This window comes from Nesterenkonia sp. K-15-9-6 (assembly GCF_052656005.1).
In genome coordinates, this window is sequence record NZ_JBQYEY010000043.1 from 1 (window position 1) to 14,022 (window position 14,022).

General features: G+C 70.4%; 11 protein-coding genes. 7 read left to right on the plus strand and 4 right to left on the minus strand.

All coding sequences use genetic code 11. The features are described from left to right. Window positions 1–102: 102 nt before the first annotated feature. Window positions 103–1,335, minus strand: a complete 1,233-nt coding sequence (locus SD455_RS16240) for an acyl-CoA dehydrogenase family protein (RefSeq protein WP_445508718.1) — start codon at window positions 1,333–1,335, stop codon at window positions 103–105. 330 nt (window positions 1,336–1,665) lie between these two features. Between SD455_RS16240 and SD455_RS16245 the strand changes: the two genes are divergently transcribed. The 3 genes from SD455_RS16245 to SD455_RS16255 are packed head-to-tail and all read left to right on the plus strand — an operon-like array spanning window position 1,666 to window position 7,081. Further along, window positions 1,666–3,168, plus strand: coding sequence for a pyridoxal phosphate-dependent decarboxylase family protein (locus SD455_RS16245; RefSeq protein ID WP_445508719.1), 1,503 nt, complete (start codon window positions 1,666–1,668; stop codon window positions 3,166–3,168). Next, window positions 3,165–4,508: a lysine N(6)-hydroxylase/L-ornithine N(5)-oxygenase family protein gene (locus tag SD455_RS16250; RefSeq protein WP_070158334.1), complete on the plus strand. Its 1,344-nt coding sequence runs from the start codon at window positions 3,165–3,167 to the stop codon at window positions 4,506–4,508. Before SD455_RS16245 ends, SD455_RS16250 begins: the two co-directional genes overlap by 4 nt. Then, the gene (locus SD455_RS16255; protein ID WP_445508720.1) at window positions 4,505–7,081 is read left to right on the plus strand and encodes a GNAT family N-acetyltransferase; all 2,577 of its coding nucleotides are present in this window, start codon (window positions 4,505–4,507) and stop codon (window positions 7,079–7,081) included. The genes SD455_RS16250 and SD455_RS16255 overlap by 4 nt, the downstream gene beginning before the upstream one ends. A gap of 46 nt (window positions 7,082–7,127) precedes the next feature. Here the strand turns inward: SD455_RS16255 and SD455_RS16260 are convergent, their stop codons facing one another. Further along, a complete protein-coding gene (locus SD455_RS16260) occupies window positions 7,128–7,850 on the minus strand; it encodes a response regulator transcription factor (RefSeq protein WP_070158335.1) in 723 nt (240 codons plus the stop codon). Window positions 7,851–7,945: 95 nt separating this feature from the next. Here SD455_RS16260 and SD455_RS16265 point away from each other — a divergent pair, with 95 nt between their 5' ends. After that, window positions 7,946–9,130, plus strand: coding sequence for a sensor histidine kinase (locus SD455_RS16265; RefSeq protein WP_070158336.1), 1,185 nt, complete (start codon window positions 7,946–7,948; stop codon window positions 9,128–9,130). A 395-nt stretch (window positions 9,131–9,525) separates the two neighbouring features. On the opposite strand, the gene SD455_RS16270 is transcribed toward SD455_RS16265, so the two are convergent. Both SD455_RS16270 and SD455_RS16275 read right to left on the minus strand, forming a co-directional pair. Then, complete coding sequence (locus SD455_RS16270) at window positions 9,526–10,359, minus strand: hydroxymethylpyrimidine/phosphomethylpyrimidine kinase (protein ID WP_070158337.1); 834 nt, start codon at window positions 10,357–10,359, stop codon at window positions 9,526–9,528. Window positions 10,360–10,370: 11 nt separating this feature from the next. After that, window positions 10,371–10,910 (minus strand): hypothetical protein, encoded by a 540-nt coding sequence (locus tag SD455_RS16275; protein WP_070158338.1) that lies wholly within the window; start codon window positions 10,908–10,910, stop codon window positions 10,371–10,373. A 220-nt stretch (window positions 10,911–11,130) separates the two neighbouring features. On the opposite strand from SD455_RS16275, the gene SD455_RS16280 reads away from it, so the two are divergent. The 3 genes from SD455_RS16280 to SD455_RS16290 all read left to right on the plus strand — a co-directional run bounded on the left by SD455_RS16280 (window position 11,131) and on the right by SD455_RS16290 (window position 13,920). Beyond that, complete coding sequence (locus SD455_RS16280) at window positions 11,131–11,868, plus strand: GntR family transcriptional regulator (RefSeq protein WP_070158339.1); 738 nt, start codon at window positions 11,131–11,133, stop codon at window positions 11,866–11,868. Window positions 11,869–11,930: 62 nt separating this feature from the next. Further along, on the plus strand, window positions 11,931–12,863 hold the full coding sequence (gene iolB / locus SD455_RS16285) for a 5-deoxy-glucuronate isomerase (RefSeq protein WP_070158340.1): 933 nt from the start codon (window positions 11,931–11,933) through the stop codon (window positions 12,861–12,863). 40 nt (window positions 12,864–12,903) lie between these two features. After that, entirely contained in the window at window positions 12,904–13,920 is a 1,017-nt protein-coding gene (locus SD455_RS16290) for a Gfo/Idh/MocA family oxidoreductase (protein ID WP_445508721.1), read from the plus strand. Window positions 13,921–14,022: the final 102 nt, after the last annotated feature.

A 14,022-nucleotide genomic window follows, 5' to 3' on the forward strand; every position in this document is an offset into this window, starting at 1 on the left:
GCGGGCTGGTGTCGGGCGGGGTTGTTTTGGTGTTTTCGTTCCGCGCCCCCGCCCGCGACCCGACACCCCAAAACTCCAGACCAACTCAGCGCGGGGGAGGGCTCAGGCGAAGGCGGAGTGCCCGGTCAGGTCGCGCCCGATGATCAGGGACTGCACGGACTCGGTGCCCTCATAGGTGTGGATGGCCTCGATGTCAGCCATGTGCCGGGCCACCTTGTTCTTCAGCAGGATGCCGTTGCCGCCGAGCATGTCGCGGGCCACCTGGGCGATCGCCCGGGCCTTGCGAGTGTTGTGGTACTTCGCCATCGAGGCCTGCGGGCCGGAGAGCTTCCCGACGGCGTCGAGCTCGGTCACCTTCCGCACGTGCAGCTGCATGGAGGTCAGCTCGCTGGTCATCCAGGTCAGCCGCTCCTGGACCTGCTGGAACCCGGCCAGCGGCTTGCTGAACTGCTCCCGCTGGGTCGCATAGCTCAGGGCGGCCCCCACGACGGCGGCGGCGTGTCCGACGGCGGACCACGCCACTCCCAGCCGGGTCGCGAAGAGGACCTTGGAGGTGTCTTTAAACGAGTGTGAGCCGGGCAGCACTGCGTCGGCGGGCAGGGTGACGTCGTGGTACTCGATGACCGCCTGGTGGATGGCGCGCAGCGAGGCCTTGCCTTCGATGACTTCGGCCCGGTAGCCCTCCGTCTCCTGGTTGACCAGGAAGCAGCGGACCTGTCCGTCGTGTTCGCCGCCGGAGACCCGGGCCCAGGTGAAGGTGATGCCGCCGGAGGCGCCGTTGCCGATCCACTTCTTGGCGCCGTTGAGCACGTAGTGGCCGGTGGTCTCATCGCCGACCAGCTGCGCGGTGGTCTCCAGGGAGACCGAGTCGGAGCCGTGGGTGGGCTCGGTCAGGGCGAAGGAGCCCAGGGTGCGGGCGGTGGCCAGGTCGGCGAGGTGTTGCTGCTTCTGCTCATCGGAGCCGAACATCGCCAGCGTGCGCAGTGCCAGACCGCCCTGCACGGCCAGTGCGGTGCCCAGGGAGCCGTCGGTCCGGGAGGTCTCCATGTTGACCAGTCCGGCCGCCAGAGGGGAGAGGGTGCTCAGGCCCTCGCCCACGCCGTCGACGTCGACCCCGTCGGTGAGCAGCCCGCGGGCGCCAGCGTCTCGGACCAGATCCACGGGGTACTCTCCGGCCTCCCAGCACTGCGTCATGCGTTCCTCGAGGCCCGTGGAGAACTCCCGGGCACGGGTCCACCAGGCACGGTCCTGATCAGGGATGTCCGCGAAGACGCCGTAGTAGTCCAGGTCGCGGGGCGTCGTGACGTCGTAGTCCGGGTCGATCTCGGCTCGCATGAGGGCCTCCAGCAGCTGGTCGGTGATGTGCGCCGCCCCACATGTTACCCGAGAGTCACTGCGTGTGCGACGGATGCCAGCCCGCAGGTGTCGACGACGCGCAACGTCACAGGTCGGTGACATGCCTCACTCTGAGCATGGGGCAGCGAGGGCTGGGTGGGCTTTCTTGCACCTCCGGTCAGCGCGGGACACCTGCGTCCTGGCAGGCCCTCGCGGCCGCGCCGACGGGCCCGGGCCATCGGCAGTGCGCCGGGCCCACAAGCAGCTTCCAGCAACCTCACAGGATTACAGCACTTGAATATGACGTAATTGCAGTTATGCTCCCCTCACATGACAGCTTCACATGATGTCCTCCCAGATCAGCTCACCCTTCTGCGCCCCGGAGCCACCGGGTCCTATGACGCCCTCATGGGGGAGGTCAGCTCGCGGATCTCCCTGCGACTCGCCTCCGCCGACGCGCCCTCCACCAACACGCCTCAGCGTGAGCTCGCCGACCGAGCCGCCGCCGTCGACCTCGACGCCCCCGGCATCGGCGGCCCCGCCCTGCTCCAGGAGCTCGACGAGCTCTTCCTCGCCGAAGCCGTCTGGTACCACCACCCGGCGTACCTGTCCCATCTGAACTGTCCCGTCGACGTGCACGCTGTGGCCGCCGAGGCCGTGCTCGCCGCCGTCAACCCCTCCGTGGACACCTACGACCAGTCCCGCATCGGCACGTTCCTGGAGCGCCGCCTGATCAGCTGGATCGCCGGGCGCATCGGCTACAGCCGGGGCGACGGCATCTTCACCTCGGGAGGCACCCAGTCCAACCTGCAGGCCCTGTTCCTGGCCCGGGAGGCGGCCCTGGCCGGCACCTCCGGGCCCGCCCGTGCGGTGCGCCAGCAGCAGCTGGTGGTGCTCACCAGCTCGCAGAGCCACTTCAGCATCGCCAAGGCCGCGCTGCTCCTCGGCCTCAGCGACGACGCGGTCATCACCGTGGACTCGGACGACGCCGGCCGCATGGACCCGACAGCCCTGCGGCGCGTCCTCGACGACATCGCCGCCGACGGCCGGGTTCCCATGGCCGTGGCCGCCACTGCCGGCACCACCGACCGCGGGGTCATCGATCCGCTCGAACCGCTGGCCGAGATCTGCCGCGGCCAGCGCCTCTGGCTCCACGTGGACGCCGCCTACGGCTGCGGGCTGCTGGCCTCGGAGCGCCAGGCCCATCGGCTGGCCGGCATCGAATCGGCCCGCAGCGTGACGCTGGACTTCCACAAGGCCTGGTTCCAGCCGGTCTCCTCCTCCGCCCTGGTGGTGCGCGACCCCGCAGACCTGGGGCGAGGAGCCTGGCACGCCGACTACCTCAACCCCGCCGGCGGCGCCGAGCCCAATCAGGTGGACAAGTCGTTGCAGACCACCCGACGCTTCGACGCCCTGAAGCTCTACGCGACCCTGCGCGGGGCGGGCGTCGACGCCGTCGGGCGGGCCTGGGACGCCCTGCTGGACCTCACCCAGGAGGTGCATCGCCACGTGGAGGGCCACGATGAGCTGCAGCTGCTCGCTCCCACCGATCTCACCACGGTGCTCTTCCGGTGGCAGCCGGCAGGCGTGGGGGACCAGGACGCCGATGCGCTGGTCGCGCTGGTCCGCCAGGTGCTCCAGGAGTCCGGGCGGGTCATGGTCGCCAAGACCGTCCTGGACTCCCGGCCCTGTCTGAAGCTCACGCTGCTGGACCCGGAGACCACCGCCGAGCAGGTGGCCCAGAGCCTGGACGAGGTCGCCGAATGCGCCCGCATCCTGCACCGTCACCGGGCCGGAGCGCCGGCCAGTCTCGCCGAGGAGGCCTCTCGATGACCAGCACACCGACCCCGGAGGAAGCCGGCGGAGGCGCCGTGCACGACGTCGTCGGAATCGGCATCGGTCCCTTCAACCTCGGGCTGGCCTGCCTGGCCCACCCCCTGGAGGACGTCGACGCCGTCTTCCTCGACTCCCGCGACGGCTTCGCCTGGCACCACGGCATGATGCTGACCGACGCCACCATCCAGGTACCGTTCCTCGCCGACCTGGTGACCATGGCGGACCCGACCTCCGAGTTCTCCTTCCTGAACTGGCTCAAGCAGACCGGGCGGCTCTACCCGTTCTACATCCGCGAGGACTTCCACCCGCTGCGCAGCGAGTACGACGCCTACTGCCGGTGGGCCGCCGATCGGCTCCCCTCCCTGCGCTGGGGACGTCAGGTGGAGTCCGTGGAGCACGACGCCGCCACCGACACCTTCGTGGTCACCGCGGTCACCGCGGACGGGGTGGAGGTCCGTCGGGGACGCCACGTGGTGATGGGCATCGGCACCGCCCCGCATGTGCCCGCCGCGCTGCGGGAGGATGTGGACGCCTCGCCGGCAGCCACCCATTCGGCGGACTACCTGCACCGCCGCGAGGAGATCCTCGCCGCCGGATCGGCGACCGTGGTGGGCAGCGGGCAGTCCGCGGCCGAGATCTTCCTGGACCTGCTGGAGTCCCATCGGGAGCACGACCTGCGGCTGGACTGGATCACCCGGTCCCCGCGCTTCTTCTCCATGGAGGACACCCGGCTGACCCTGGAGCTGACCTCTCCCGAGTACACCGATCACTTCCACCGCCTGCCCGAGGGCGTGCGCGACCAGCTCACCCGTGAGCAGCGCGGGCTCTACAAGGGAATCAGCACCGCCACCATCGACCGGATCCATGACGCCCTCTATCGGCTCAGCGCCCACCGGCCCCTCGAGGTCGGGATGCTCACCGACACAGAGGTCACCGGCGCCGTCTGGGATCCCGCCGACGGGTCCCACCGGTTGCAGCTGGTGCACCGGCAGCTGGGCGAGCAGGCCGAGCACCAGACGGGCCACCTGATTCTCGCCACCGGCTACACGCCCCGGGACCCGAGCTTCCTGGAACCCGTGGAACACCTCATCGGCCGCGACGCCGCCGGCCGCCTCGCCGTCGGGCGGGACTACCGCATCGACACGCTCGGCGGACGGATCTTCGTGCAGAACGCCGAGGAGCACACTCACGGGCTGACCGCGCCGGACCTCGGCATGGGCGCCTGGCGCAGCGCCTCGATCCTCGCCACCATCACCGGCGAGGAGCACTACCCGCTGGAGCGGCGCATCGCCTTCCAGCAGTTCGGACTCCCCACCACCGCGGAGGTGCCACGATGACCATCACCCCACAGACGACCATCACCCCACAGGCGACCATGTCCACACAGACGACCGAGACCAGACAGGCCACAGACACGGGACACACCCCTGCCGGTGCCGTGCCGATCGTCGACGACCCCGCACTGACGGAGCCGGCCTGCGGCACCTCGGACCTGCCGCTGGTGTTCCGGCCCGCTGATCCGGAGACCGACGCCGGCCGAGTGCACCGGTGGCTGACCCACCCGGGCGCCCACCACTGGCAGATGGGGCACCTCAGCCGTGGACAGGTGCGTCGGTACCTGGAGCAGATCACCGACGACGACGCCCAGGACGCCTGGATCGGGGAGGAGGCCGGAGACGCCTTGGTCTACGTGGAGACCTATGACCCGACCCGCGTGGTGCTCACCGACGTCCACGACGCCGAGACCGGTGACCTGGGCATGCATCTGCTCGTCGCACCGGCGCCGCAGGACGTGACACGCCGGCGCCACGGACTGACCAGTGCGATCATGCGGGCCGTCGTCGCGCACTGCTGGTCGTTGGGCGCAGGCCGTCTCGTGGTGGAGCCGGACGTGGAGAACGGTGCGGTGCGCCGGAAGAACCGCGAGGTCGGCTTCGAGGAGCTGCGCGAGATCGCCCTGCCGGACAAACGGGCCATGCTCAGCGTGCTGGCCCGCGGGACCCGCCCCGAGGCGGCGGCCGCAGGGGTGGGAACAGAGTCGGTCGCCGGGTCGGCCGCCGGGTCGGTCGCAGGGGTGGGGTCAGGGGGTGACGCGGGGACGCAGCATCTGCGGCCCGAGCACATGGCCCTCGCCCAGCGGCACCTGGTGGCCAAGGCGCTGGCGGAGTTCAGCCATGAGAAGCTCCTCAGCCCGGTGGCCGAGAAGGACCGGGGCGAGCCCGCCGGCGCTGCGCCACTCTGGAGGTTGGAGGTCCCCGGCGCCAGCACCTACCGGTTCCGAGCCCGCCGCCTGGCCCTGGACCACTGGGTCCTCGACGAGGAGAGCCTGCAGCGCCTCGACGCCGTCCACGGCCATCAGCGCCCCCTGGACGCCCAAGAGCTGATCGTCGAGCTGCAGCACCTCCTCGGCATCCCCGAGGACCTGCTGGGCACCTACCTGGAGGAGGTCGCCGCGACCCTGGCCAGCGCGGCGTTCAAGAACCGTCGCGGGGGCCCTTCGGCCGCCCAGCTGGCCCGCGGACGGCGGGACCTCGACGTCGCCGGGGATCTGCAGCACACCGAGGCGGGCATGACCGAGGGGCATCCCTGCTTCGTGGCCACCAACGGGCGCATCGGCTTCAGTGTGGACGACCTGCGCGCCTATGCGCCGGAGTCCGGTGCAACCTTCCGCTACGTATGGGTGGCCGCCCGACGGGCCCACACTCGGCTGGACCTCGGCGCCGGGCGTACGGAGGCTCAGCACTGGGAGCTGGAGCTCGGAGCCGCGGGGCGGGCCCGCCTGCACGCCCGGCTCCATGACCTCGGCCTGGACCCCGCCGACTATGTGCTGCTGCCGGTGCACCCCTGGCAGTTCCGCCACCGGGTGGCGGTCAGCTTCGCCCCCGACATCGCCCGGCGTGATCTTGTGGTGCTGGGGGAGGGGCCCGGGGCCTGGCAGCCCCAGCAGTCCATCCGGACCGCCTTCGACGTCGAGCACCCGGAGCGGTCCTACATCAAGACCGCACTGTCCATCCAGAACATGGGCTTCCTGCGCGGGCTCTCCCCGGCCTACATGCGTGCCACCCCCGCGATCAATGACTGGGTGGCAGCCCAGGTGCGCGGCGACGCCCGGTTGGCTGAGCTCGGCTTCGACGTGCTGCGCGAGCACGCCGCCATCGGCTACACCGGCGACGCGTACCACCGGGCCGAGGCCTCCTCCCACCAGCAGAAGATGCTGGCCGCCCTGTGGCGGGAGAGCCCGATCGCCCGGCTCGGCGAACGGGAGGAGCCCGACGACCGGCTGATGACCATGGCCGCGCTGCTGCACCGGGACGCGCGCGGCGCCTCGATGGCCGCGGCGCTCATCGAGGACTCCGGGCTGAAGCCCCGGGCCTGGCTGGGCGAGTACCTGCGGGCCTACCTGCTGCCGGTGCTGCACTGCCTGGAGGTCCACGAGCTCGCGTTCATGCCGCACGGGGAGAACATCATCCTGCGGCTGCGGGAGGGCCGGGTCACCGGGGTGTTCATGAAGGACATCGGCGAGGAGGCCGCCGTCATCGGTGACCGGGAGCTGGACGAGGACATCTCCCGGATGCGGCACGTCATCGACGACGACGAGGCCGCCCAGCTGATCTTCACCGATGTCTTCGGCGGGGTGCTGCGTCACCTGGCCGGGGTGCTGCATGCCGACGGCGTCCTCACCGACACCGCCTTCTGGGAGGTGGTGAGCCAGGTGGTGGCGGAGCAGGAGGCCCGCGGCGAGGCGGAGGGGGTGAGCCGCCGTCGTCGGCTGGACCTGCGGGTGCCGCGCTATGCGCACTCCTGCCTGAACAGGCTGCAGCTGCGCAACACCCGGCACATGGTGGACCTGGCCGACGCCTCCGGCTCGCTCATCCACGCCGGAGAGCTGGAGAACCCGATCGCGGGGTGAGCGGGCGGCACGGGACGTGGTCTGAGGGGGCCCGGGCTGGGCCTCCTCAGTCCAGCGCCGGCTCCACCAGGCCGAGCTCCGTGGCGCGGATGATCAGCTGCACCCGGTCGCGGACGCCGAGGCGCTGCATGAGGCGCCCCATATAGGCCTTCACCGTCGCCTCCGAGACCACCATCTCCGCGGCGATCTCTGCGTTGGACCGGCCGCTGGCCAGCAGCTTCAGCCCCTGCAGCTCCCGCTCCGGGATGCGCGGCAGCTCCGGGTAGCGGCGCAGCATGGACTCCACCTGGGCAGGGTCGTCCTTCACCGAGAGCATCAGCTCCCGAGCCACCGAGGGGGAGAAGGGCGCCAGCCCGTCATGGGCCTGCCGGATCGCCTCGATGATCTCCTCCGGCTCGGCGTCCTTGACGATGTACCCGCCCGCCCCGGCGCGCAGTGCGGGGATCACGTACCGCTCCGTGGAGAACGTGGTCACCGCCAGCACCGCGACGGTGTCGAACATGCGGCGGATCTGTCCGGTGGCCTGGATGCCGTCGGTGCCGGGCATGTGCATGTCCATCACGACGACGTCGGGCATCAGTTGGGCCACGAGCTCCACGGCGGCTTTGCCGTCCCGCACCTCACCCACGCACCGCATGCCTCGGGTGGAGTCCACATAGGTGCGCAGCGCGGTGGACATCATCGGGTGGTCATCGGCGATGAGGACCCGGATCTCGGGGGCGCGGGGGGTCGGCGCCGTCGGGGCCTCATCGGCGGGCGTGTCGGTCATGAGCACGATTGTAGGAGCGTGACCTGGATGTCCGGCGCGCACGGGGCCGGAGCCTGCCGCCGAGCTGACGGGGGCCGTCCTCGTAGACTGGCTGCGTGCCGAGTGTCGCAGGAGAGTTCGAATCGCAGGGGTTCTGGTACGCCCGGGACCTGAACAAGTGGCTGCTGGTGGTCGTCACCCTGCTGTTCGGCATCGCCCTGGGCTCCGACATCATCCTGGAGATGCTCGAGGGGAAGTCCTTCCCTGTGGAGATCGCCATGGCCGGGCTGCTCAGCGTGGGCTGCGTGGTGCTGCTGTGGGTGCGGGTGACCTGGGCGGCCGTCGTCGGGCTGATCATGGTGGCGGTGTCTCTGTTCACCGAAGGCCTGGCCTACTCGTTGGTGCTGGCCGTCCTGCTGGTCGGCGTCGGAGCGATGGTCACCACCAAGCTGTTCCGTCGGTCCCTGCTGGCGGCCACGCTGATCTGGACCGGGTTCCTGACGAACCAGCTGGAGGACCCCACCAGCGGGGTGGTCCTCATGGCGATCATGGTGCTGCTGATCATGGGCTCCTACGGGCTGGGGTCCGCCTTCCGGAAGGTCACCAACGCCCGGCTGCAGTCCCGGCGAGAGCTGGAGGAGGTCGAGGCGCGACACCGCGAGTCCGTGGCTGCCGAGCGGAAATCGATCGCCCGGGATCTCCACGACATCGTCGCCCATGACATCACCATCATCGCCATGCAGTCCCGGGCGGCGCAGATGGCTGACACCGAGGACTCCTACCGCAACGCCGTCGAGGTCATCGGAGACTCCTCCCGAGCGGCCCTGCAGGACCTGCGCCGCATGCTCAACCTGCTGCGCGAGGACGGGGCCCTGGAAGACCTTCCCACCTCCTCGGCCACCGAACTGGACATCCGCACAGGCGCGGAGACCTTCTGCGAGCAGCTGCGCGGCCTCGGGTTCACGGTCAGCTGTGAGGCCGACGGCGACCTCTCCGAGCTGTCACGCTCCGTCCACGCCGCGCTCTACCGGATCCTGCAGGAGTGCACCACCAACGTGGCCCGCTACGCCGGCCATGGGCAGACATGCTGGATCCGCGTGTGGGCAGGGGAGGAGGAGACCGGTCTCACGGTGACCAACACGGTGGCCTCACGTCGCCGGGCGGTGTCCCGCTGGTCCAGTTCAGGGGCGGGACTGATCGGCATCCGGGACCGCGCGGCGGCCTTCGGCGGTCAGGCTCGGGCCGGCTTCGACCGGAAGGGGCACTGGGTGGTCACAGTGCAGGGTGTGAAGAAGGACTGAGCCGCGGCGTAGCCCGGCATCTCCAGGTTTTCACGAGCTGGAAGCGCTGACCTGGAGGCAGCCTGTGGTGAACCTGGAGGTCAGCTGGACAACACGCCGTGCGGGCCCCGCAACACTAGACGAAAGTCGACTAGAGGGATCCATCGTTGCCGGAGGAAAATAGTTCGTGACGTACAGAAACGGTGTACGTGCATCACGAGAACCTGGCTTGGAGACCCCGGAGGTTTCGGTGCAACGGCCTCCGGAGAGGTGCTCGGTCAGGGTTGTGGCCCGGGCGGTGAGAACGGCACCGCCCGGGCCTCTCTCGCATCTGGGGCCGGCTCAGGCTCCTGCCCGTCGGGCGGGCGGGAATGTCGGCATCTGAGGCCGGAGTGCGGGGAGAGGCGCCGGAGCGGTCAGCCGCGCAGGCCGCCCTGCCACAGCGCGTCGAACGGCGTGCCTCCCGCCACCCGCTGACGGATGCCCGCGGTGACGAACTCCTTCGCTCGGCGGGCGGCCTCCAGCGGCGTGGCGCCCTTGGAGAGCTCGGCGGCGACGGCGGCCGCGAGCGAGCATCCGGCACCGGAGACGGCATGCTCGCCGATCTTCGGCGAGCGGAGCACCTCAGCGCCGTCCTCGTCCACGAAGACGTCGACGGCATCCGGGCCCTCCAGCCGCACTCCGCCCTTGGCCAACACGGCTGCCCCGGAGATCCGGTGGATCTCGTGGGCGGCGGCGGTGAGGTCCTCGAGGCTGCGCACCGTCATGCCGGAGAGCTGCTCGGCCTCGAAATGGTTCGGCGTCACGAAGGTGGCCTGCGGGAGCAGCTCGGACTTCAGGGCGTTGTCCGTGTCCAGGGCGTGCCCGGGCTCCTGCCCCTTGCAGATCAGCACCGGGTCCAGCACCACGTGCCGCGGACGGCGCGCGGCCAGGGCCTCGGAGACCGTGGAGATCGTGGTCGGAGTGCCCATCATGCCCAGCTTCACCGTGTCCAGGGCCTCGGCGTCATAGTCGCCGAAGATGGCCTCGATCTGATCCGCGATGACCTGCGGCTCCACCGGCACGAAGCGGTGGTTCCAGTCATCCTTCGGGTCGAAGGAGACGATGCAGGTCAGAGCGATCATGCCGAAGCTGCCCAGCTCCTGGAAGGTCTTCAGGTCGGCCTGCGCGCCGGCACCGCCGGTGGCTTCGGAGCCGGCGATCGTCAAGGTCATCGGCGGGCGGGTGGTCTGCGGGAGGGTCTGCGTCATCGTCATGTCCTTCAGCGGCGGCCAGGGGTGGGTGAGACGGTGTCGACGTCGTCGTCTGCTGGGGTGTCGTCTGCGGGAGTCTCGTCGGTGGCGGGATCGATCACGGTCGCCAGCGGCTGGGCGGCCCAGCGGCCCACACCGAGGAGCACCCCGGCGGGGAAGCCGACGAGCGGGATGAGCATGGGCATCAGGCCGCCGGTGCCGGCCAGCAGGACCACCGGCCCGTAGAGCAGGCCGACCACCACATAGCCCAACACATGCAGGGTCGGGTTGAGGTGGTGCCGGTACAGCCAGGTCACCAGCAGTGTGCCCGGGATGCCGATGCCGACGGCGGCGCCGCCGATCAGTGGGATCAGTGGGGTGAGGAAGCCGTCGTCGTCGAGGCCGGGCACGAAGGAGAGTCCCAGCAGCAGTCCACCCATCACGAAGGTGGGGACCAGCCAAGAGACGACCCATCCGGCGAATCCGAGGCGCAGTCGAGGCCGCTGAGCCGGCGGCTGGCGGCGGGGGCGACGGCGTCGGGTTGTCTTCTCCGGGGCGGGGGTGGTCATCGAGGCCCTTTCGTCGATCGGCGGGCGCGTCCTGCGGCAGCGGCCCAGTCTACCGGCCGCGCCTGGACGCGCACCGACGCTCCGGCCAGCTTCTTCGGTGGGCGTCGTCAGGTCGTCGGTCCGGTGGCATCATGGGCGGGATCACATCATGAGCCCATAGACTCTTCCAAAGATGCGATTGTCGTGACAAACTGACAATTACACGCACGAAGGAGACCCCGTGACCCGTGACCTCGACATCACCCTGGATCGGTCATCGCCGGTGCCGCTCTACCATCAGGTGGCCTCCGCCTTCGAGAAGGCCATCCGGGACGGCTTGCTGCCCCCGGAGACGAAGCTGGAGAACGAGATCGCCCTCGCTAAGCGCTACAACCTCTCCCGCCCCACCATGCGGCAGGCCATGGATCAGCTCGTCCAGAACGGGCTGGTGGTGCGCCGTCGCGGCGTCGGCACCCAGGTGGTCGGGGCGCCGGTGCGGCGCAACCTGCGGCTCTCCAGCCTCTACAACGACCTCCAGGACGAGGGAGCGACGCCGCAGACCACCGTCCTGTCGCTGGAGCTGGTGGAGGCCGAGACCGAGATTGCTGAGCAGCTCAACCTCACCCGCGGAGCGGAGGTCCATCACATGGTCCGCCTGCGCACTGTGGACGGCCGCGCGCTCGCCCTCATGGAGAACTGGGTGCCGCGCGGCATCGCCGACTTCGAGCAGGCCGAGCTCGAGTCCGACGGGCTCTACAACCTCCTGCGCCGCGCGGGGATCGACTTCCGTATGGCCCACCAGACCGTCGGTGCTGGAGCGGCCGATGCCCGACAGGCCGAGCTGCTCGACACCGAGGTCGGCGCCCCTCTGGTGATGATGGACCGCACCGCCCTGGACAGTCGCGGCATCGCCGTCGAATGCGGCCACCACGTCTACCGGGCGGACATGTACTCCTTCGACATCACCCTGGTGAACTGACCGACCCGTCAGGCGCCACCATCGCCCGTTCCACCCTGCCCTCTCGCCTGGAAAGGACAGCCATGACCTCCTCACGCCCCGAAGCCCCCGCCTCGCCCTGGTTCCACCCCGCCGGCTCCGCCGCCCGCGGCGACTGGATGCTGGACCTCGGGACCCCGGACTCGACCACCGAGGTGCCCGGCTGGCAGCACACCGGGCTGCGCGTGGCCGACCTCAGTCCCGGCCAGACCCTCACCCTGGACGCCCAGGAGGAGGAGCGCATCGTGGTGCCGCTCACCGGATCGTTCACCGTGGAGGTCGCCGGCGCGAGCTACGAGCTCGCCGGGCGGCCGTCGGTCTTCCATGGCCCCACCGACGTGCTCTACACCGGCATCCGGCAGGCGCTCACCATCGGCTCTGCTCAGGGCGGACGCGTGGCGGTGGCCTCCGCGCCCGCCGCGGCCGAGCATCCCGTGCGGCATCTGAGCGTCCAGGAGGTGCCGTTGGAGCTGCGCGGGGCCGGCGTCTGCTCCCGTCAGGTCCACAACTTCGGCACGCCCGCCACGCTTGAGGCGGACCGATTCATCGTCTGTGAAGTCCTCACGCCCGCCGGGAACTGGTCCTCCTACCCGCCGCACAAGCATGACGAGGAGGCCGAAGGGGAGACCGCCCTGGAGGAGATCTACTACTTCGAGATGCAGACCGCGAAGGATATGCCGGTCCCCACTCCGGAGGAGGGCGGCCCGGACGCCATGGGCTATCAGCGCGTCTACGCCTCGGACGAGCGCGAGATCGACGTGACCGCGGAGGTGCGCAGCGGCGACGTCGTCCTGGTGCCCTACGGCTGGCACGGCCCGGCCATGACCCCTCCCGGGCATGACATGTACTACCTCAACGTCATGGCCGGCCCGGGCCCGGTGCGCGAGTGGCTGATCAGCGACGATCCCCACCACGGGTGGATCCGCCGGACCTGGGAGGGCCAAGACATCGACCCCCGGCTGCCCTTCTCCGGCTGATCCCCGTCATCCACGCGACCCGGCGTCAGGAGTGCACACCATGACCACCACCGTCGGACTGATCGGCGTCGGACGCATCGGCGTCATGCACGCCCGCCACCTCCAGGCCCTCGCCGACGACGGCGTCGAGCTGGTGATCGCCGACGTCGACGCCGCCCGCGCCCGGCAGGTCGCCGCGGACATCGGCTGCCGGGCCGCGCCCGACGTCGACGCGCTCTTCACCGGGGCGCCCGGCGGCGGCTCGCCCGACGGCGTCGTGATCGCCGTGGGCACAGCCGCCCACGCGCCGCTGATCCTGCGGGCCGCCGAGGCGGGGATCCCCGCCTTCTGTGAGAAGCCGGTGGCCGAGTCCACCGAGGCGGCGCTGCCGGTGCTCGAAGCGGTGTCCCGGCTCGGGAGCACCGTGCAGATCGGCCTGCAGCGGCGTCTCGACCCCGGCTGCCTGGCTGCGAAGGAGGCGCTGGACCGCGGCGACCTGGGCTGGCTGCACACCATCCGGGCCATCACCGCCGACATGACCCCGCCGCCGGTGGAGTTCCTGGCCACCTCCGGCGGGCTGTTCCGCGACTGCTCGGTCCACGACTTCGACATCCTGCAATGGATGACCGGCCAGCGGATCGTGGAGGTCTGCGCGCGGGGCTCCAACAACGGGGACCCGGCGATCGGGCAGGTCGGCGACGTCGACACCGCCGTCGCGCTCGCCGAGCTGGAGGACGGCACGGTCGCCACCGTCTCGGCCACCCGGTACAACGGGGCGGGCCACGATGTCCGCCTGGAGCTGCAAGGCTCCGCCGGCACGCTGCAGGTCGGGCTGGACGACTCCTATGCCGGACGGTCCGCCGAGCCGGGGGTCAGGTTCCCCGCCGGGACGCCGCATCGGACCTTTCATGAGCGGTTCGCGGAGGCCTATCGCGCGGAGATGCGGGCCTTCGTGGAGCTGATCCGGGGCGAGCGGGAGAACCCGTGCCCGCCGGAAGAGGCGGTGGACGCCTCCCGCGTGGCCGACGCCGCCCAGGAGTCTCTCGAGACGGGGAGGGCCGTGCGCGTGCGCCGGTGAGGGATTCCGGCCTGCCGCAATGAGAGCCCACCCCGCTGAGTTGGTCCGGAGTTGTGGATACTCGAGTCGATAGCCACGAGGATACCAAATACGGAGATCACA

Coding starts and splice junctions, on each gene's coding strand:
- SD455_RS16240 (WP_445508718.1), bottom strand. CDS start 1,335: ATGCGAGCCGAGATCGACCCGGACTACGACGTCACGACGCCCCGCGAC.
- SD455_RS16245 (WP_445508719.1), top strand. CDS start 1,666: ATGACAGCTTCACATGATGTCCTCCCAGATCAGCTCACCCTTCTGCGC.
- SD455_RS16250 (WP_070158334.1), top strand. CDS start 3,165: ATGACCAGCACACCGACCCCGGAGGAAGCCGGCGGAGGCGCCGTGCAC.
- SD455_RS16255 (WP_445508720.1), top strand. CDS start 4,505: ATGACCATCACCCCACAGACGACCATCACCCCACAGGCGACCATGTCC.
- SD455_RS16260 (WP_070158335.1), bottom strand. CDS start 7,850: ATGACCGACACGCCCGCCGATGAGGCCCCGACGGCGCCGACCCCCCGC.
- SD455_RS16270 (WP_070158337.1), bottom strand. CDS start 10,359: ATGACGCAGACCCTCCCGCAGACCACCCGCCCGCCGATGACCTTGACG.
- SD455_RS16275 (WP_070158338.1), bottom strand. CDS start 10,910: ATGACCACCCCCGCCCCGGAGAAGACAACCCGACGCCGTCGCCCCCGC.
- iolB (WP_070158340.1), top strand. CDS start 11,931: ATGACCTCCTCACGCCCCGAAGCCCCCGCCTCGCCCTGGTTCCACCCC.
- SD455_RS16290 (WP_445508721.1), top strand. CDS start 12,904: ATGACCACCACCGTCGGACTGATCGGCGTCGGACGCATCGGCGTCATG.